The following is an 18,512-nucleotide window of genomic DNA, read 5'->3' on the forward strand; positions in this document are numbered from 1 at the left end:
GCCGAAGCCGGCGGCCGGCACCGCGGGCGGCGAGATCTCCGTGGGCAAGCCCGCGGCCGCCAAGCCCGAGCCGAAGCCCGAGGCCGCCGAGCCCGAGCCGAAGCCCGAGGCCGAGGTGACGCCGACACCCGAGGCCGGGGTCACGCCGGCGCCCGCGCCCGCACCCGAACCGGTACCCCGCGCTGAGCGTGAGCCGGAACCCGAGGCCGCTCCCGAGCCGAAGGACGAGGCGGTGTTCGAGCCGCGGCCGGAGTCGAAGCCCGCGGCGCCGGCCGAGGCCGAGAAGGTCGCCGAGGACCTGCCGGTGCCCAACTACGACGAGGCGACGCTGCCGCAGCTGCGCGCCCGGCTGCGCGGCCTGACGGTCGACCAGGTGAAGCTGCTGCGCGAGTACGAGAGCAAGCACGCGGCCCGCGCCGACGTCCTGCGCATGTACGAGCGCCGGATCGCCAAGCTCAACGGCCTCCACTGACCGACGGCGGCACGGGAACGGCCCCCGGGACGGCGTCCCGGGGGCCGTTCCGCGTCCAGGGGGTCTAGGCGCGGCTGGGCAGCGGGGCGTCGTGGACGGCGTGGTCGATGTCCACACGCTCCAGGTCGCGCAGGTGGTGGCGGCGCAGGACGAGGATCAGCACGGCGACCAGGCAGCTGGCCGCGCCGACGTAGTACGGCACGTCCGAGTTGATCTCTTCGCCGAGCCGTCCGGCGGCGTACGGGGCGATGGCGCCGCCGAGCCAGCGGACGAAGTTGTAGCCCGCCGAGGCGACCGGACGGGGCGCGTCGGAGACCTCCATGGCGGCCTCGGTGAAGGCGGTGTTGTTCAGCCCGATGGGGATGCCCGACAGGATCGTGGAGACGATGATCCCGGTCTGGCCCGACAGCGCCAGGCCGAGCTGGCACAGCACCAGCAGCCCCAGCGCCAGGTGCATCACCCGGACCGTTCCAATACGGCGCTGCAGGAACGGCGCGCCGAACACCGAGGCCAGCGCGACCAGCACGCCCCAGCCGAAGAACACCAGGCCGATGCCGTGCGCGTCCATGCCCAGGACGAACGGGGTGAAGGCCAGAACGGTGAAGAACGCGTAGTTGTAGAACAGCGCGGTGAACGCGGTGGTCGACAGGCCGCCGTGGGCGAGCACGCGGATCGGGTCCGACAGCCGGGTCCGCCGCTTCGGCGGGGGCGTCGGCCCCAGCAGCGCGGCGATCAGCAGGAAGCCCACGGCCATCAGGGCGGCGGTGCCGAAGAACGGGTAGCGCCAGCTCATGTCGCCGAGCAGCGCGCCCAGCAGGGGCCCCATCGAGATGCCGAGGCCGAGCGCCGCCTCGTACAGGATGATCGCGGACTCGGCGCCGCCGCTGGCCGCGCCGACGATCACCGCCAGGGCGGTGGCCACGAACAGCGCGTTGCCCAGCCCCCAGCCGGCGCGGAAGCCGATCAGCTGGCCCACCGTGTCGGACGTGCCCGCCAGCGAGGCGAACACGATCACCAGCGCGAGCCCGGCCAGCAGCGTGCGGCGGCCGCCGATGCGGCTGGACACCCAGCCGGTGACCAGCATCGCCACCGCCGTGATCAGGAAGTAGCTGGTGAACAGCAGGGAGACCTGGCTGGGCGTGGCGTCCAGGCCCTTGGCGATGGCGGGCAGGATGGGGTCGACCAGGCCGATGCCCATGAAGGCGACGACGGCGGCGAAGGCGGTGGCCCAGACCGCCAGCGGCTGGCGCAGGATGCCGCCGCGCCGCGCCGCCTGCTCGGGGGCGGACGGGGCGCCGGGGGGCGTCGCGTGCATGAAGGTCCTTTCAGGAGACGGTGAGGAGCCGTTCCAGGGCGGGCAGCGCCGCGGCCACGGCCGCACGGTCCTCGTCGCTGAGGGCGGCGAACCGCCCGGCCAGGAACGCCAGGCGGCGTTCGCGCCCGGCGCGCAGCCGGTCGGTGCCCGTCTCGGTGAGCCGGGCGGTGACGACGCGCGCGTCGGCGGCGTCCCGGCCCCGCGCGACCAGCCCGTCGCGTTCCAGCCGGTTGATCTGGGCGGTCATGGTCGGCAGCCGGACGCCGTGCTCGGCGGCGAGCTCGGTCATCCGGCGCGGCCCGGCCTCCAGCGAGCCCAGCACGGACAGCTGCTGGGCGGTGATGGGCTGGTCGGCGGACACCCGGCGCAGCAGCAGGACGACGTCGCGCATGCGCCGGTTGAACTGCTCGGCGAGCGCGCGGTCGGCGTCCGACGGCTGATGCGGCTGGGACGGCTGCCGGTTCGCCGGCGCCTGCCCGGCCGGGGACGCCGCGGACGTCGGCGCAGGGCGGGACATGGGGTCGGACGCTGTCACGGATGGTCACCTCACGGACAATTACTTAGACAGTCTAACTTAGTTTGGCTAACTATTCGCGTGAGCCCGGTCACACCAGCGTGCCGGACCGCGGCCCGGCACGGGCGGCATAGGCTGCCTGCATGGCGATGGAGACCTCGGCGGAGTCGCCGGTGCCGGTCCGCACCGTCCTGCAGGCGGTGGGCGGCTGGATCGGGCGCCTGGGCCGCATCTGGGTCGAGGGGCAGATCACCGACCTGAACGCCCGCGGCGGCACGGTCTACCTGACGCTGCGCGACCCCGTGGCCAACATGTCGGTGCGGGTCGTGGGGCCGCGCGCGGTGTTCGAGGCGGCCGGTCCCGCGGTGGCCGACGGCGCCCGGGTGGTGCTGCACGCCAAGCCCGACTTCTGGATCAACCGGGGGACGTTCTCGCTGGCCGCCCTGGAGGTGCGGCCGGTCGGCGTCGGCGAGCTGCTGGCCCGGCTGGAACGGCTCAAGCGGGTGCTGGCGTCCGAGGGGCTGTTCCGGCCCGAGCGCAAGCGGCCGCTGCCGTTCCTGCCCGGCAAGGTCGGCCTGATCTGCGGGCGCGACTCCGACGCCGAGCACGACGTGCTGCGCAACGGCCGGCGGCGCTGGCCCGCCGTGGCGTTCCAGGTCGAGAACGTCGCCGTGCAGGGCTCCTACGCGGTCGGCGAGGTGATGGAGGCGCTGCGCAGGCTGGACGCCGACCCCGAGATCGACGTGATCGTCATCGCCCGCGGCGGCGGGTCCATGGAGGACCTGCTGCCGTTCTCCGACGAGGCGCTGGTGCGGGCGGTGTCGGCCTGCCGCACCCCCGTGGTCAGCGCCATCGGGCACGAGCAGGACACCCCGCTGCTGGACCTGGTGGCCGACGTGCGGGCGTCCACGCCCACCGACGCGGCCAAGAAGGTCGTCCCGGACGTGCGCGAGCAGCTGCAGTACGTGCGGCAGCTGCGCGACCGCGGCCGCCGCTGCCTGGCCGGGGCCGTGGAGCGGGAGCTGGCGTGGCTGAAGGCGATGCGGTCGCGGCCGGCGCTGGCCGACCCGGTCCGCGAGATCGAACGGCAGGACGAGCAGGTGCGCGCGCTGCGCGACCGGGCCCGCCGCTGCCTGACCGCCGCCCTGGACCGGGCCGGCGACGAGCTGACGCACACCCGCGCGCGGCTGGTCGCCCTCTCCCCCGCCGCCACGCTCAAGCGCGGGTACGCGATCGTGCAGCGCGAGGACGACTCGGTGGTGCGGGAGGCCGGGGCGGTCGAGACCGGTGAGCGGCTGCTGGTGCGGCTGGCCGACGGCCGCATCGCGGTCACCGTCACCGGCGGCGACTAAGGTTGAACGGTGACCGAGGAGAATCCTGAGCAGCACGGCCCCGGTGAGCAGCGGCTGTCCTACGAGCAGGCCCGCGACCAGCTGGCGGAGGTCGTCCGGCGGCTGGAGACGGGCGGGCTCACGCTGGAGGAGTCGCTCGGCCTGTGGGAGCGCGGCGAGAAGCTCGCCGGGATCTGCGAGGAGTGGCTCGAAGGCGCCCGCGCGCGCCTGGCCGCGGCCATGAGCGAGCCCGCGGAAGGTGACGGCCAGGCCGCCCCCTTCTGAGGCCGCCACGAGGTCGTCTTGTTCCTCAGGACGGGTTCGCCGGTGAGGCCGTGGGCACCGGGACGCCGCCGGTCTGCTTGGGCTGCGGCTTGAGGGACGCGGCCAGCACCGCCAGCTCCTCGTAGGAGGCCGTACCGGTCACCACCAGGCTCACCCCGTCGGGCAGGGTGCGCGCCAGGGAGTTGGCCTTCTTGTCCTTGCGGTGGTACTTGGTCCAGGTGACGCCGTTCACCTGCTGGGTGCCGATCGGCTTCTTGTTGTTGGTCATCCGGGGGACGTACTCGGACGCCTTCTCGTTGCTCTGCTCCAGCGCCGCGTACTCGTCGCTGGGGGTGACGAACCCCAGATGCCACGCCACCGGTCCCTTGCCCTCGCCCAGGCCGTGCAGCCGCGAGCTGGTGGGACGCCACGTGGGCGGCAGGTTCTCGGGCGCGTGCACGGTGTAGGGGGCGTCGCTGCGCATCGCCCAGAGCTGGCTCTGGTAGTCGACGGTGGGCAGGACCTCCTTGTTGCTGCGCGGCGTGATCACGTAGATCGCCGCGACGAGCAGCAGGCAGGCGCCCATCGCCAGGGTGAACCCGCCCAGCCCGGTGGTCAGCCGCTTGTAGACGGCGGGGCTCACCCGGACCGGCCCCGTGGCCGCGGCCTGGTCGCCGCCCGGCGCCGCGGCCCGCGCCGGCGCCGACTCGTCCGGCGCGGCACCGTCGGAAGCGGCGGCGTCGTTTGGAGCGGTGTCGCCGGGCACGGTGTCGCTCGCGGGGGCGTCGCTCGGCGGGGCGTCGGACGTCGGTGGGGTCTTCTCGCTCACGTTCCCAGGATCCCGCACGGTCAGCCGTGCCCCGTCCGGGGGTTGTGGATCGTGGACACGATGGCCATGACGTCGTCGGCCAGCGCGCGCGAGGCCGCCTCGTCGTCGCTGAGGGAGATCTCCGACACCGCGCCCGCCATCGCCCCGGTCAGCACGACGACCAGCGCCTCGTCCACGCCCCCGTCGGCGGTGTGGAACAGGGCGGCGTTGCGGCGGGCCCACTTGTTGAGCCGCTGGCGCATGACGCGGTCGAAGCCGGGCGGCCCGTCGCCGGAGATGAACAGCCGGGCCACGTCCCGTTCGGCCAGGCAGCCGTCCAGGTAGGCGCCCGCCCCGGCGATGAACAGCCGCATGGGGTCGTTCTCACCGGCCTCGCGCGCCCGGTTCACCGCCTCCCGGGTGCGCTCCTGCTGGCGTCCCTGGAACTCCTCGAACAGCGTGAGGTACAGGTCCGCCTTGCCGTTGAAGTGGTGGTAGAGGCTGCCGACGCTGGCCCCCGCCTTGGCGACGATGTCGGTGACGGCGGCCTGGGCGAAGCCCGCCTCGCAGAACACGTCCCGCGCGGCGGCCAGCAGCGCGCTGCGCGTGGCGGCGCCGCGGTCGGAGGTGCGGGCGGGGGCGTCGCCGCCGGCGTCCGCCCGTGTCCCGGCCGCGTCCGCACCGCCGCCGGCCGCGGCGACCCCGCCGGAGGGGACATCGATCTCGCTGCTCATGAGCCCTGAGATTACGCCCTCCGGGCCGGTGGAGCGCGATCCGCCGATGCCCGGTCCGTCAAAAACGGGCCGTTCGGGGTATTGGATCCCCCATGCGCCTTGTCTGGTCTGGTCCAATTTGTGACCTCGGACGCGGCGCGCCGAGAATCCACGGAGATCACCGACCGAAAGGCCGCCGCCATGTCGCACGAGACCACCGTCCACTCCCCGCTCGTCACCGAGCCCGCGGCGCCGGACCGCAACCTGGCCCTGGAGCTGGTCCGGGTGACCGAGGCCGCCGCCATGGCCGCCGCCCGCTGGGTGGGCCGCGGCGACAAGAACGGCGCCGACGGCGCGGCCGTCAACGCCATGCGCCAGCTGATCAACACCGTGGCGATGCAGGGCGTGGTGGTGATCGGCGAGGGTGAGAAGGACAACGCCCCGATGCTGTTCAACGGCGAGCACGTGGGCGACGGCAGCGGCGCCGAGTGCGACGTGGCCGTGGACCCGATCGACGGCACCCGGCTGACCGCGATGGGCATGAGCAACGCGATCGCGGTGCTGGCGGTGGCGCCGCGCGGGTCGATGTACGACCCGTCGGCCGTGTTCTACATGGAGAAGCTGGCGACCGGCCCGGAGGCCGCCGACGCGGTGGACATCGAACGCCCGATCGCCGACAACATCGCCGCCGTCGCCCGCGCCAAGGGCTCCTCGCCGCACGACGTGACCGTGGTGATCCTGGACCGGCCGCGGCACGAGGACATCGTCCGGCAGGTCCGCGCCACCGGCGCCCGGATCAAGTTCATCACCGACGGGGACGTGGCCGGCGCGATCATGGCGGCGCGCGAGGGCACCGGCGTGGACCTGCTGCTGGGCATCGGCGGCACCCCGGAGGGGATCATCGCGGCCTGCGCGATCAAGGCGCTGGGCGGGGTGCTGCAGGGCCGGTTGTGGCCGCGCAACGACGAGGAGCGCGACAAGGCGCTGGCCGCCGGGCACGACCTGGACCGGGTGCTGACCACCGACGACCTGGTGACCTCCGACGACGTGTTCTTCGCCGCCACCGGCATCACCGACGGCGAGCTGGTGGACGGCGTGCGCTACCGCAAGGGCACCGCGGTCACGCACTCGCTGGTGATGCGCTCGCGCAGCGGCACCATCCGCTCGATCACCAGCGAGCACAAGCTGAACAAGCTGCGGGCCTACAGCGCGATCAACTTCGACACCGCGCAGTAGCGGCGCCGGCGGCCGGAGCCGCGGCCTCGCGCCGCGGCTCGGCGGCGGGCCAGCGGCGTGGCGGGGGCTCAGCGGCGGCGGTTCAGGCGGTCGCGGACGCGGTCGCGCAGGGTGCGCTTCGGGGTGCGGGCCCGCACCGAGCCGAAGATCATCGTGCCGCCGATCTCGACCGTGGGACCCTCGTCGTAGGGGCGGGTGCGCACGTCGCGGGTGCTGAGGACGGTGCGCCCGGTGACGTCCACGCGGACGCCGTCGGGCACCAGCAGGCGGATGCGGCCGCCCAGCACCATGGCGTCCAGCACCACGTGCCGCCGCTGCAGCACGGCCTGCCGCAGGTCGAGTTCGACGGTGCCGAACAGCGCCAGCAGCGGCAGCCGGACCGGCACCACCCACCGGCCCTCCCGCCGCATCCGGCCGAACATGGCGGACACGGGACGGTCGTCGACGAGGATCGGCTGGGTCTCCTGGGGGCCGAGATCGGCGGTGAGGCCGGTCAGGTCGCCGAGGGTGCGGGCGGCGTAGACGCGTTCGGTGCGCTCGGCGTGCTCGTCGATGGTGAGCCGCCCGTCGGCCAGGGCCTCCCGCAGCACGGCCGCCACGCGTTCCCGGTCGGCGTCGGAGGCGCGCAGTTCCCGCACGCTCGGTTCGCTCGGGGGCCGTCGGCTGGGGGTCTCCACGCTTAGAGGGTAGCCGCCGCCCGTCCCGGTCCCGCCGAACCCGCCGAACCCGCGGGGGCACGGAAGCGGGGTCGGAAGCGGCGTTGGAAAAGGTCGTCCACGGCCCGGAAAAATCTGTGGGGAATTGCCCGATCCGTCACCTACAGTGACGCTCATGGCCGTACAGCGTGGTGCGCAGACCTCCGTCCGGGGACCGGCCGACGGGAGCGCGGCCGCGATCAGCCTGCGCGGGGTGGTCAAGCGCTTCGGCGACTTCACCGCCGTGGACGGCCTCGACCTGGAGGTGGCGCCCGGCACGTGCCTGGGCCTGCTCGGCCCGAACGGCGCGGGCAAGTCGACCACGATGAAGCTGCTCACCGCCCAGGCGATCGCCGACGAGGGCACGATCCACGTGCTGGGGCTGCCGGTGCCGGGCGAGTCCAAACGGGTGCGGGCGGCGATGGGCGTCGTCCCGCAGCAGGACAACCTGGACGAGGAGCTGACTGCCAGGGAGAACCTGGAGGTGTTCGCACACCTGTACCGGGTGCCGCGGCGCCGGCGGCGGGCGGCGGTGGACGACGCGCTGGCCCTGGCGCACCTGACCGGCCGGGCGCACACCAAGGTCGACGACCTGTCGGGCGGGATGCGGCGGCGGCTGCTGATCGCGCGCGGGCTGGTGCACCGTCCCGCGCTGGTGCTGCTGGACGAGCCGACCGTGGGCCTGGACCCGCAGGTGCGCGCCGACCTGTGGGGGCTGATCGACGGGCTGCGCTCGCACGGCACGACGGTGCTGATGTCCACGCACTACATCGAGGAGGCCGAGCGGCTGGCCGACGACTGCGCGCTGATGTCGCGCGGCCGGGTGGTGGCGCGGGGCGCGCCCGCCGAGCTGATCGCCGAGCACGCCGGGCGGCAGGTCGTCGAGCACTTCGGCCCGCCGGAGCGGCTGGCGGAGGTCGAGCGGCTGGCGCGCGCGGCGGGGCTGGCGACCCGGCGCACCGGCCCGTCGGTGTCGGTGCTGAAGGCCGAGGCGATGCCGCCGTCGCTGGCCGAGGAGCTGGGGCCGGACGGCGTCCGCCGCGCCGCCACCCTGGAGGACGTGTTCGTGGTGCTCACCGGGGAGAAGGTCGAATGACCACCGATCACGCGACGGGGCAGGTCGCGCCGCCGCGCCCGCTGCGCAGGTTCGAGCTGGCGCCGGTGGGCGGGATCTGGCGGCACGAGCTGGCGCTGTTCCGCCGCTACTGGAAGTCGCAGACGTTCGCCGCGACCGTCGAGCCGACGTTCTACCTGCTGGCGTTCGGCTACGGGTTCGGGTCGCTGGTCGCGGTGGTGTCCGGCATGCGCTACCTGGACTTCATGGCGACCGGCGTGGTGGGCATCGCCGCGTTGTTCACGGCCGTGTTCCCCGGGATGTTCAACGGCTACATCCGGCGGGTGTTCCAGCACACCTACGACGCGATCCTGGCCACGCCGGTGGACGTGCACGAGCTGGTCACCGGCGAGGCGCTGTGGATCGCGGCCAAGGGGTCGGTGTACTCGTGCACGCCGCTGGTGGTGGCGCTGTTCTTCGGGCTGGACCCGTCGCCGGGCATGCTGCTGGTGCCGTTCCTGGTGTTCTGGCTGTCGCTGGGGTTCGCGCTGTTCGGCATGTGGACGTCCACGATCGTGCCGTCCATCAACTCGTTCGACTACGTGATCACGGGTGTGATCACGCCGCTGTTCCTGGTGGCGGGCACCTTCTTCCCGGTGGACGCGCTGCCGCGGTGGGCGCAGTACGTGGCGTGGGCCAACCCGCTGTACCACTGCGTGGAGCTGGTGCGGCACGCGGTGTTCGGGCTGCGTCCGCTGGTCGACCTGGGGCATCTGGCCCTGCTGGTGGTGTTCTCCGCGCTGATGTGGCTGCTGGCCGTGCGCGGCATGCGCCGCCGCCTCATCGACTGAGATCGCCCCGGCAAGGGGACCGGCCAGGGGATTCGCGCGCCGGGGGCGCTGCGGTACGCTGCCGCCCTGACGCGAAACTTTCTCATCTTCGGCCCCGGTGGCGGAGAGGCGGGCGCCGCATGACCGTGCGGATCACCGGGCGGGACCGGCGGGCGCGGCTGGCCGCCTACGCCGCGTTCGCCGTGCAGGGCCTGTGCTTCGCCTCGCTGGTGACGCAGGTGCCGCGGATCCAGAAGGCGCACCAGCTCAGCGACGCCACGCTGTCGCTGGTGCTGCTGACGGTGCCGCTGGTCGCCGGGCTGGGCAGCGTGCTGGCGGGCGCGGCGTTCGCGCGCGTCGGCAGCGGGCCGGTGCTGCGGGTGGCGCAGCCGGGGGTGTGCGCGGCGATCGTGCTGATCGGGACGACCGGCGACGCCGACGTGCCGCTGTACGCGGCGGTCGCGCTGTTCGGGTTGTTCGTCGGGGCGGTGGACGCGGCGATGAACGCCCAGGGCATCGCGGTCGAGCGGCGCTACGGCATGAGCCTGATCACCGGCTGCTACGCGGTGTGGAGCGTCGCGGGCATCCTCGGCGGCCTGTGGGCCTCGCTGTCCAACCGGATCGATCTGTCGCTGCCGGTCTGCTTCACCGCGGCCGCGGCGCTGGGGCTGGCCGGGACGCTGGGCACCGGGCACCTGCTGTACGGCAGGCGCGAGGAGGGCGACGGGCCGAGCGCCGAGGAGCTGAAGGCGGCCGGGCGACGCGTCCCGTGGCGGCCGATCCTGGTGGTGGGCACGGCGATGGCCGTGGCGTACCTCGCCGACGCGGCCCTGTCCAACTACGGCGCCAAGTACCTGGACGACGAGTTGTCCGGCAGCGACTGGGTGGCCCCGCTGGGCTACGTGGCCTACCAGATCGCGATGGTGGTCAGCCGCGCCGTGGCCGACTTCGGCGTGCGGCGCTCGGGAGCGGTGCGGGTGGTGCGCGTGGGCGGGGCGATCGGCCTGGCGGGGATGGCGGGCGTGGTGGCCGCGCCCAACGCCGCCGTCGCCATCGCCGCGTTCGCCGTGGCGGGGCTGGGCCTCAGCGTGATCGCGCCGGTGTCGTACTCGGCCGCGGGCAAGGTGGACCCCACCGGGCTGGGCGTGGCCGTGGCACGGGTCAACGTCTTCAACTACGTGGGGTTCGTGCTGGGCGCCGCCGTCGTGGGGGCGATCGCGCCCATCGACCCCGACCACGGGTTGCGGCTGGCGTTCGTCGTGCCGACGGTGCTGGTGCTGCTGGTGTTCGTCACCGCCAGGGGCTTCGACCCGGTGGTGGACGGGAAGGCTCGGCCGGGCGCTCCGGCGATGGAGCGCCCGGCCGTCTGACCCGGGAGCCTGACGCCGTCGGCCGGACCTCCCGGAACGGGGCGTTAGTCAGGCTCAGGCATCTTCCAGGGCGACGACGGCGCGTTCCCCCGCGGCCTGCGCCTCCTCGGGGGACATGTCCTGCTGCGCACGGGCGAGGGCGACCTCGGCCGCGTCCACGGCGGCCCGGGCGGTGACCGCGTGCTCCTGAGCCCGGTCGAGGTCGCCGAGCCCGACACAGTCGAACGCCACCTGCGCGTCGTGAACGGCCATCTTCAGTTGTCGCGCGGCCTCGTCCAGACTCATCCATACCTCCTTCTGCGGGGAGCCTCTTCCTACCCTCCTGCACCCTCCGTAATCGCCCTACCCAGCAGTTCGGCGGCGCGCGCCAGGCGGGCCTCCGGCAGCCGGGCGTAGCCGAGCACCAGCGCGGGCGGGGCCTGCCCGGCGCGCGCGGCCGACCACATCGGCGCCGCCCCCGCCACCGCCACCCCGGCGCGGGCGGCGGACGCGACGACGGCCTCCTCGTCACATCCCCTGGGCAGCTCCAGGTAAAGGTGAATCCCGGCGGAGATTCCCCGCACCGCCGCGTTGGGCGCGTGGGCGCGCAGCGCCTTCACCAGGGCGTCGCGACGGGAGCGGTACTGCCGTCGCATGACCCGCAGGTGCCGGTCGTATCCGCCGTCGGCGATGAAACGTGCCAACGCGTACTGCTCCAGCACGGGATTCCCGAGGTCGGTCTGGGCGCGGTAGGCGCGCAGCCGTTCGGCCAGGTGCGGCGGCGCCACGGCCCAGCCCAGCCGCATGGCCGGGGCCAGGGACTTGCTCACCGACCCGAACAGCACGACGTGTTCGGGGGCGATGCCCTGCATGCACCCGACGGGATCGCGGTCGTAACGGAACTCGGCGTCGTAGTCGTCCTCCAGGATGAGGCCCCCCGTCCTGCGCGCCCACGCGATGAGGGCGGCGCGGCGGTGCGGGGCCAGCACCACACCGGTGGGGTACTGGTGCGCGGGCGTCACCAGCACCGCGCGCGCTTGGGTACGGACGAGCGCGTCAACGTCCAGGCCGTCACGGTCCACCGGGACGCGCACCAGCCGTATCCCGGTCGCCTCCAGCATCGGCAGCTGCCGCACGCTCGTGGGGTCCTCGACGGCCAGGACGCGGTGCCCCTCCTCGGCCAGCAGCCGCACCGTGGCCGCCAGGCCCTGCGCCACCCCGTTCATCACCAGCACCTGCTCCGGCCCGGCGTGCGCGGCGCGGACGCGGCCCAGGTATCCGGCCAGTTCGGCGCGCAGCGCGGGCACGCCCGCGGGGTCGGGGTAGACCAGCTCGTCGTTCGGCACGTCGCGCAGCACCGCGCGCATCGTCGCCAGCCAGCGCGCCCTGGGGAAGGCGGCGAGGTCGGGGATGCCGGGCCACAGGTCGTAGGCGAAATCGCCGCCCGCGTCCCGCGGCTCGGCGGCGGGCTCGTGCGCCGCCTCGGACGTCCCGGCGCGGGGGGACGGCGCGTCGACGGCGGGCGCCCTGCGCACGGTGGCCTTCGTCTGCGGGGCGGGTGCGGTGGGCGCGTCGTCCCAGGGTGCGAGGCGGGGCGGCGGGGTCTCGTCGGGGCGGGCCAGGGGCGCGACCCGCGTGCCGTCCCCGCGTCGCGCCAGGAGGAAGCCCTCGGCGACGAGTTGCTCGTAGGCGGCGACCACCACACCGCGGGAGACGTCGAGGTCCCGGGAAAGGTCGCGGCTGGACGGCAGCCGCGTCCCTGGGGCCAGCCGCCCGGAGCGGATCGCCGCGCGGAATCCGGCGGCGATCTGTGTGGCCAGCCGTCCGGCGGACCGGTCGAGGGGAAGATGCAGATCCGTCACATGAGGTTCAGCGTTTCCAACGCCGTATCCCGTCACCCGTGGACCACGAGGTCCGTGCCCCAGCGCCGCCCCGCGCACGCGGCGGTCGTACGCTGTAGGGCGGCCCCACCGGATGCCCGGGCCGCGCCCCTGCCGGGTGCGCGCCCGTGAGCAAGACAGCGCGCGAGGTTCATCGATGCCCGAGTTCTCCTACACCGACCTGCTGCCGACCGGCCCGGACGACACCGAGTACCGGCTGCTGACGTCCGAGGGCGTGTCGACGTTCGAGGCGGGCGGGCGGAGGTTCCTGCAGGTCGAGCCGGAGGCGCTGCGGCTGCTCACCGAGACCGCCATGCGCGACGTCGCGCACCTGCTGCGGCCCGCCCACCTGGCGCAGCTGCGAAAGATCCTGGACGACCCCGAGGCCAGCCCCAACGACCGGTTCGTGGCGCTGGACCTGCTGAAGAACGCCGGCATCGCCTCCGGCGGCGTGCTGCCGATGTGCCAGGACACCGGCACCGCGATCGTCATGGGCAAGCGGGGCCAGCACGTGCTCACCGACGGCCGCGACGAGGAGCACATCTCGCGCGGCGTGTACGACGCCTACACCCGGCTGAACCTGCGCTACTCCCAGATGGCGCCGCTGACCATGTGGGAGGAGAAGAACACCGGCAGCAACCTGCCCGCGCAGGTCGAGCTGTACGCCACGTCCGGCGACGCCTACAAGTTCCTGTTCATGGCCAAGGGCGGCGGCAGCGCCAACAAGTCGTTCCTGTACCAGGAGACCAAGGCCGTCCTGAACCCGAAGCGGATGATGTCCTTCCTGGAGGAGAAGATCCGCTCGCTGGGCACGGCGGCCTGCCCGCCGTACCACCTGGCGATCGTGGTGGGCGGCACGTCCGCCGAGTACGCGCTCAAGACCGCCAAGTACGCCTCCGCGCACTACCTGGACGCCCTGCCCACCGAGGGCTCCCCGCTCGGCCACGGCTTCCGCGACCTGGAGCTGGAGCAGCAGGTGTTCGAGCTGACCCAGCGGCTCGGCATCGGCGCGCAGTTCGGCGGCAAGTACTTCTGCCACGACGTGCGCGTGGTGCGGCTGCCCCGGCACGGCGCGTCGTGCCCGGTGGCGATCGCCGTGTCGTGCAGCGCCGACCGGCAGGCCCTCGGCAAGATCACCGCGGAGGGCGTGTTCCTGGAGCGGCTGGAGACCGACCCGGCCCGCTACCTGCCCGACACCACCGACGACGAGCTCGACGGCGAGGTGGTGCGCATCGACCTGAACCGGCCGATGGACGAGATCCGCGCCGAGCTCACCCGCTACCCGGTCAAGACCCGGCTGTCGCTGACCGGGCCGCTGGTGGTGGCCCGCGACATCGCGCACGCCAAGATCAAGGAGCGGCTGGACGCGGGCGAGCCGATGCCGGCGTACCTGCGCGACCACGCCGTCTACTACGCGGGCCCGGCCAAGACGCCCGAGGGGTACGCCTCCGGCTCGTTCGGCCCGACCACCGCCGGTCGCATGGACTCCTACGTCGAGCAGTTCCAGGCGGCGGGCGGGTCGATGGTCATGCTGGCCAAGGGCAACCGGTCGCAGCAGGTCACCGACGCGTGCAAGAAGCACGGCGGCTTCTACCTGGGCTCCATCGGCGGCCCGGCCGCGCGGCTGGCGCAGGACTGCATCAAGAAGGTGGAGGTCCTGGAGTACCCGGAGCTGGGCATGGAGGCCGTCTGGAAGATCGAGGTGGTCGACTTCCCGGCGTTCATCGTGGTGGACGACAAGGGCAACGACTTCTTCGCCGACACCACCGGCCCGCTGCTGACGATCGGGCGGCGGTAGCGGCGCGGGACACCGGCGGGCACATCACCCGACACCCCAACAAACTGCCCCAGACCGCCGGGTGACGGAGGGGCCCCTCCGGTATCTTGTCCGCCATGTCCCGGTCAGAGCGCCTCGTTCTCGCGACGCGCTACCGGCTGGTCTCGCGCATGGGCCAAGGCGCCAACGGCACGGTCTGGAAGGGCCACGACGACCTCCTCGACCGCGCTGTGGCGATCAAGGAACTGCGGGTGCCGGAGGACCTGTCCGAGGACGACCGCGTCGTCTTCTACCGGCGCACCCTGCGCGAGGCGCGGGCCCCGGCCCAGCTGCGCACCCCGTCGATCGTCGAGGTCTACGACGTGGTGATCGAGCAGGGCCGGCCGTGGATCGTGATGGAGCTGGTCGAGGCGCCCAGCCTGGAGCAGATCATCCGGGAGTCCGGCCCGCTGCCGCCCGAGCGGGTCGGCTCCATCGCCCGCCAGCTGCTGGACGCGCTGGCGGCCGCGCACCGCGCCGGGATCGTGCACCGCGACCTCAAGCCCGGCAACGTGCTGCTGGACGGCGACCGGGTGGTGCTCACCGACTTCGGGCTGTGCTCTCCGGCCGGGTCGGCGAGCCTGACCGGGTCGGGCCACTTCATGGGGTCGCCCGCGTACGTGGCGCCGGAGGTGGCCGCCGGCGAGCAGGCCACCCCGCGTTCGGACCTGTGGTCGCTGGGCGCCACGCTGTTCGCCGCGCTGGAGGGCCGCCCGCCCTTCGAGCGCGACAACGTGATGGCCACCCTCAGCGCGCTGGCCAACGAGCCCGCGCCCGTCCCGCGCAACGCCGGGCCCCTGGCGCCCGTGGTGAGCGGCCTGCTGGAGAAGAACCCCGCCCGGCGGCTCAGCCACGCCCGCGCGGCCGACCGGCTGGAACGGGCGCTGGCCGGGCCGCGCTCGGGCCGCCGCCCGCCGACCCCGCGGCTGCGGGTGATGGCGGCGATCGCGCTGGCCGGGGCGACGGTGGCGTCCTGCGGCATCGGCGCCACCGCGCTGGTCATCGGCATGTCCCGGGAGAGCTCCGGCCCGTCCCCCACCGAGCCCGCCACGGCCGCCGCGCGTCCCCGGGCGGGCGGCGGCGACGCCGACGCGGCCCCGCCCGGCACCGCGTCCGCCACGCTGGTCGTGCGGGCCCGCACCGACCACTGCAAGGTCTTCGTCTCGGTGCCCGGCCCCAGCATCGAGGTGCTCACCGACGAGACGCTGCCGCGCGGGGACGCCCGCCAGTACGACCGGCCCCGTCTCAACGCCGTGATCCACGACGCGTCCGCGTGCGACGTGTGGGTCAACGGGCAGCGCAAGCCGCTCGGCGAGTCGGGCCGGCGGCAGACCTACACCGTCACCAAGGACACCCCCGGAAGCTGACCGCTCGCCGCGCCCCGGGCGCCGGGCCGCGCGTCGGCACGGAATGCGGCAGGCCCCGCCGGGAATGCACAGGGCCGTCTTCGAAGCTGCTGAGAGAGCAGGGTTGAGATCCGAAGCCGGAGGTGGCCTTCCATGAGCGAGCACGCGCAGTTCCGGATCGAGCACGACTCCATGGGCGAGGTGCGCGTCCCCGCCGACGCCAAGTGGCGGGCGCAGACACAGCGCGCGGTGGAGAACTTCCCGATCTCCGGGCGGACGCTGGAACCCGCGCACATCGCAGCGCTCGGTCACGTCAAGGCGGCCGCGGCGACCGTCAACGCCGAGCTGGGCGTGCTGGACAAGGACCTGGCCGAGGCGATCCGCGAGGCCGCCCTGGAGGTCGCCGACGGCCGCTGGAACGACCAGTTCCCCGTCGACGTGTTCCAGACCGGGTCCGGGACGTCGTCCAACATGAACGCCAACGAGGTCATCGCGACGCTGGCGCAGGAACGGCTGGGCCGCCCCGTGCACCCCAACGACCACGTCAACGCCTCCCAGTCGTCCAACGACGTGTTCCCCTCCTCCATCCACATCGCGGCCACGGGCGCGGTCGTCAACGAGCTGATCCCGGCGCTGCGGCACCTGGAGGCGGCGCTCGGCCGCAAGGCCGCCGAGTTCGCCACCGTCGTCAAGGCGGGCCGCACCCACCTGATGGACGCCACCCCCGTCACGCTCGGCCAGGAGTTCGGCGGCTACGCGGCGCAGGTCCGGCACGGGGTGGAGCGGCTGGAGGCCGTGCTGCCGCGGCTGGCCGAGCTGCCGCTGGGCGGCACCGCCGTCGGCACCGGCATCAACACCCCCGAGGGCTTCGCGCCGCGCGTCATCGCCGAGATCGCCCGCGTCACCGGGCTGCCGCTGACCGAGGCGCGCGACCACTTCGAGGCGCAGGGCGCCCGGGACGGCCTGGTGGAGGCCAGCGGGGCGCTGCGCACCGTCGCGGTCGGCCTCACCAAGATCGCCAACGATCTGCGCTGGATGGGCTCGGGACCGCGCGCCGGGCTGGCCGAGATCCGGCTGCCCGACCTGCAGCCCGGCTCCTCGATCATGCCGGGCAAGGTCAACCCGGTGATCCCCGAGGCGGTGACCCAGGTGGCCGCCCAGGTGATCGGCAACGACGCGGCCGTCGCGTTCGGCGGCGCGTCCGGCAGCTTCGAGCTGAACGTCATGCTGCCGATGCTGGCCCGCAACCTGCTGGAGTCGATCACCCTGCTGGCCCGCGCGTCACGGCTGCTGGCCGACCGCTGCGTCGACGGCATCGAGGCGAACGTCGAGCGGCTGCGCGAGTACGCCGAGTCGTCCCCGTCGATCGTCACGCCGCTCAACCGCTACATCGGCTACGAGGAGGCCGCCAAGGTCGCCAAGCAGGCCCTGGCCGAGCGCAGGACCATCCGCGAGGTGGTGCTGGAACGCGGCTACGTCGACGACGGCAGGCTCACCCTGGAGCAGCTCGACGCGGCCCTGGACGTGCTGTCCATGACCAACGCCGAGCCGCCCGGACGCTCCTGACCGCGACCTGCGTCCGTCGGGGACGGAGGGCCGTCAGTACCAGCCCGTGCTCTGCGAGTGCTGCCACGCCCCGCACGGGCTGCCGTACCGGCCCTTGATGTAGCCGAGACCCCAGCGGATCTGCGTCTTGGCGTTGGTGCGCCAGTCGGCGCCCTCGCTGGCCATCTTGGAGCCGGGCAGTGCCTGCGGGATGCCGTACGCGCCGGAGGTGGGGTTGGAGGCGCGGTAGTTCCAGTGGCTTTCCTTGTTCCACAGGTTCACCAGGCAGCCGAACTGGGTGCTGGGGTTGAACCCGTAGTTGTCCATGATGGCCTTGGCGTACGCCTGCGCCTCGCCCGCGGGCATCGGGTTGCCCGCCGTCGGCGCGCCGCCCGACCCGCCTTCGTCCTTGTCCTCGGGCTTCTTGGTCGGGATCGGGGTGCCCTTGGGCAGCAGCGCGGGCCGCTTGACGGTCTCCTTGCGCGCGTTGCGGGAGGCGCGTTCCACCGCCTGCTTGTGGCGCGCGGCGGCCAGGGCCTCCAGGTCCACGGGCGGCTGCTTGGGGGCGTCCGCCAGCGGGGACGGCTGCACGACGGTCTTGTCTCCCTCGCCGCCGGTGAAGGCGAACGCGGCGACCGCGCCACCGCCGACCAGCACCAGCGCGCCGGCCGCCACCGCGGCGACCTTCAGTCCCGTGCGCCCGCCGCCCGGCCGGCCCGGCTCACCGGGAGCCTTGGCCGCCTTGGGGGCCTTGGGCGCCTTTGAGGCCCTGCGCGCCCTGGCGGGCTTGCGGGAACGCGGCGCGGGCCCCTGGGGCATGCCCGGGCCGACCTCGATCTCGTCGCGCGGGGCGTCGGGGGCGCCGTAGGGCGCCTGCGCCGGGTCGCCCGCGGAAACGGCCTGCAACGTGGCGGTGTCCCCGCCGGGCTCGCCGAGACCGTCGCCCGCACGCGCGGACGCCCCGGCGACGCGCACGTCGCTCTCATGGGGGCTCTGCCGCGGAAGCTGGTGGGGAGCCGCCTGGAAGGGCGTCTGCGGCTCCGGCTGTGGGGACTGTCGATCGTCTCGCCTAGGGGACCCGGGGCGGTCTCCGTACAAGGCGGTCCTTCCGACGGTCGCACGCGCATGGTCACGCGCACGAACTGCTTCCACCCCCGGCCCACTCGGGGGGTGCTTACGGGGAGACACAATGCCCGACGGAAAGGGAGGCTCCGCAACAAGAACGAGACGAATGCTGCGGATGAGACTTTTGTCAACCCACCGGTAACGTCCCCAAAACGGGGATGAGACCTGCGATTCCGCAAGACGCCGTACGGTCTTGTGACCTTCCTCACATGTACACGC

Annotated in this window: 18 protein-coding genes; 10 read left to right on the plus strand and 8 right to left on the minus strand. The window is 73.7% G+C overall.

Features of this window, described 5'->3' with window-relative positions:
• The coding region (locus ABD811_RS42970; protein WP_344959413.1) for a DUF8129 domain-containing protein at positions 1-472 on the plus strand (472 nt) is incomplete at its 5' end.
• Positions 473-536: 64 nt separating this feature from the next.
• Here ABD811_RS42970 and ABD811_RS42975 read toward each other — a convergent pair.
• The gene (locus ABD811_RS42975; protein WP_344959415.1) at positions 537-1,787 is read right to left on the minus strand and encodes an MFS transporter; all 1,251 of its coding nucleotides are present in this window, start codon (positions 1,785-1,787) and stop codon (positions 537-539) included.
• 10 nt (positions 1,788-1,797) lie between these two features.
• Positions 1,798-2,322 (minus strand): MarR family winged helix-turn-helix transcriptional regulator, encoded by a 525-nt coding sequence (locus ABD811_RS42980; protein WP_344959417.1) that lies wholly within the window; start codon positions 2,320-2,322, stop codon positions 1,798-1,800.
• Positions 2,323-2,444: 122 nt separating this feature from the next.
• Here ABD811_RS42980 and xseA point away from each other — a divergent pair, with 122 nt between their 5' ends.
• Both xseA and ABD811_RS42990 read left to right on the plus strand, forming a co-directional pair.
• Positions 2,445-3,653, plus strand: coding sequence for an exodeoxyribonuclease VII large subunit (gene xseA / locus ABD811_RS42985; RefSeq protein WP_344959419.1), 1,209 nt, complete (start codon positions 2,445-2,447; stop codon positions 3,651-3,653).
• Between the two features lie 9 nt (positions 3,654-3,662).
• The gene (locus ABD811_RS42990) at positions 3,663-3,917 is read left to right on the plus strand and encodes an exodeoxyribonuclease VII small subunit (protein WP_344959421.1); all 255 of its coding nucleotides are present in this window, start codon (positions 3,663-3,665) and stop codon (positions 3,915-3,917) included.
• Positions 3,918-3,942: 25 nt separating this feature from the next.
• On the opposite strand, the gene ABD811_RS42995 is transcribed toward ABD811_RS42990, so the two are convergent.
• Both ABD811_RS42995 and ABD811_RS43000 read right to left on the minus strand, forming a co-directional pair.
• Complete coding sequence (locus tag ABD811_RS42995; RefSeq protein WP_344959423.1) at positions 3,943-4,725, minus strand: DUF4245 domain-containing protein; 783 nt, start codon at positions 4,723-4,725, stop codon at positions 3,943-3,945.
• Between the two features lie 20 nt (positions 4,726-4,745).
• A complete protein-coding gene (locus tag ABD811_RS43000; protein ID WP_344959425.1) occupies positions 4,746-5,438 on the minus strand; it encodes a TetR/AcrR family transcriptional regulator in 693 nt (230 codons plus the stop codon).
• A 180-nt stretch (positions 5,439-5,618) separates the two neighbouring features.
• Here ABD811_RS43000 and glpX point away from each other — a divergent pair, with 180 nt between their 5' ends.
• Positions 5,619-6,653 carry a class II fructose-bisphosphatase gene (gene glpX / locus ABD811_RS43005; RefSeq protein WP_344959427.1) on the plus strand — a complete coding sequence of 345 codons (1,035 nt, stop codon included), beginning with the start codon at positions 5,619-5,621 and terminating at the stop codon, positions 6,651-6,653.
• A 68-nt stretch (positions 6,654-6,721) separates the two neighbouring features.
• Here glpX and ABD811_RS43010 read toward each other — a convergent pair whose 3' ends face one another.
• Positions 6,722-7,330, minus strand: coding sequence for a DUF1707 SHOCT-like domain-containing protein (locus ABD811_RS43010; protein WP_344959429.1), 609 nt, complete (start codon positions 7,328-7,330; stop codon positions 6,722-6,724).
• Between the two features lie 154 nt (positions 7,331-7,484).
• On the opposite strand from ABD811_RS43010, the gene ABD811_RS43015 reads away from it, so the two are divergent.
• From ABD811_RS43015 to ABD811_RS43025, 3 genes are all read left to right on the plus strand, one after another.
• The gene (locus ABD811_RS43015) at positions 7,485-8,444 is read left to right on the plus strand and encodes an ABC transporter ATP-binding protein (protein ID WP_344959431.1); all 960 of its coding nucleotides are present in this window, start codon (positions 7,485-7,487) and stop codon (positions 8,442-8,444) included.
• On the plus strand, positions 8,441-9,253 hold the full coding sequence (locus ABD811_RS43020; RefSeq protein ID WP_344959433.1) for an ABC transporter permease: 813 nt from the start codon (positions 8,441-8,443) through the stop codon (positions 9,251-9,253). The genes ABD811_RS43015 and ABD811_RS43020 overlap by 4 nt, the downstream gene beginning before the upstream one ends.
• 119 nt (positions 9,254-9,372) lie before the next feature.
• Complete coding sequence (locus tag ABD811_RS43025) at positions 9,373-10,602, plus strand: MFS transporter (RefSeq protein ID WP_344959436.1); 1,230 nt, start codon at positions 9,373-9,375, stop codon at positions 10,600-10,602.
• 54 nt (positions 10,603-10,656) lie between these two features.
• Here ABD811_RS43025 and ABD811_RS43030 read toward each other — a convergent pair whose 3' ends face one another.
• Positions 10,657-10,887, minus strand: a complete 231-nt coding sequence (locus ABD811_RS43030) for a hypothetical protein (RefSeq protein ID WP_344959438.1) — start codon at positions 10,885-10,887, stop codon at positions 10,657-10,659.
• Between the two features lie 29 nt (positions 10,888-10,916).
• Positions 10,917-12,443 (minus strand): MocR-like pyridoxine biosynthesis transcription factor PdxR, encoded by a 1,527-nt coding sequence (gene pdxR / locus ABD811_RS43035; RefSeq protein WP_344959440.1) that lies wholly within the window; start codon positions 12,441-12,443, stop codon positions 10,917-10,919.
• 175 nt (positions 12,444-12,618) lie between these two features.
• On the opposite strand from pdxR, the gene ABD811_RS43040 reads away from it, so the two are divergent.
• The 3 genes from ABD811_RS43040 (at position 12,619) to ABD811_RS43050 (ending at position 17,189) form a co-directional block, all read left to right on the plus strand.
• Positions 12,619-14,259 carry a fumarate hydratase gene (locus ABD811_RS43040; RefSeq protein WP_344959442.1) on the plus strand — a complete coding sequence of 547 codons (1,641 nt, stop codon included), beginning with the start codon at positions 12,619-12,621 and terminating at the stop codon, positions 14,257-14,259.
• Between the two features lie 95 nt (positions 14,260-14,354).
• The gene (locus tag ABD811_RS43045; protein ID WP_344959444.1) at positions 14,355-15,644 is read left to right on the plus strand and encodes a serine/threonine-protein kinase; all 1,290 of its coding nucleotides are present in this window, start codon (positions 14,355-14,357) and stop codon (positions 15,642-15,644) included.
• Between the two features lie 132 nt (positions 15,645-15,776).
• Complete coding sequence (locus tag ABD811_RS43050; protein WP_344959446.1) at positions 15,777-17,189, plus strand: class II fumarate hydratase; 1,413 nt, start codon at positions 15,777-15,779, stop codon at positions 17,187-17,189.
• A 33-nt stretch (positions 17,190-17,222) separates the two neighbouring features.
• On the opposite strand, the gene ABD811_RS43055 is transcribed toward ABD811_RS43050, so the two are convergent.
• Positions 17,223-17,987 (minus strand): aggregation-promoting factor C-terminal-like domain-containing protein, encoded by a 765-nt coding sequence (locus ABD811_RS43055; protein ID WP_425549520.1) that lies wholly within the window; start codon positions 17,985-17,987, stop codon positions 17,223-17,225.
• Positions 17,988-18,512: the final 525 nt, after the last annotated feature.

It is taken from the genome of Actinomadura miaoliensis (assembly GCF_039536785.1).
Lineage (GTDB): Bacteria > Actinomycetota > Actinomycetes > Streptosporangiales > Streptosporangiaceae > Spirillospora > Spirillospora miaoliensis.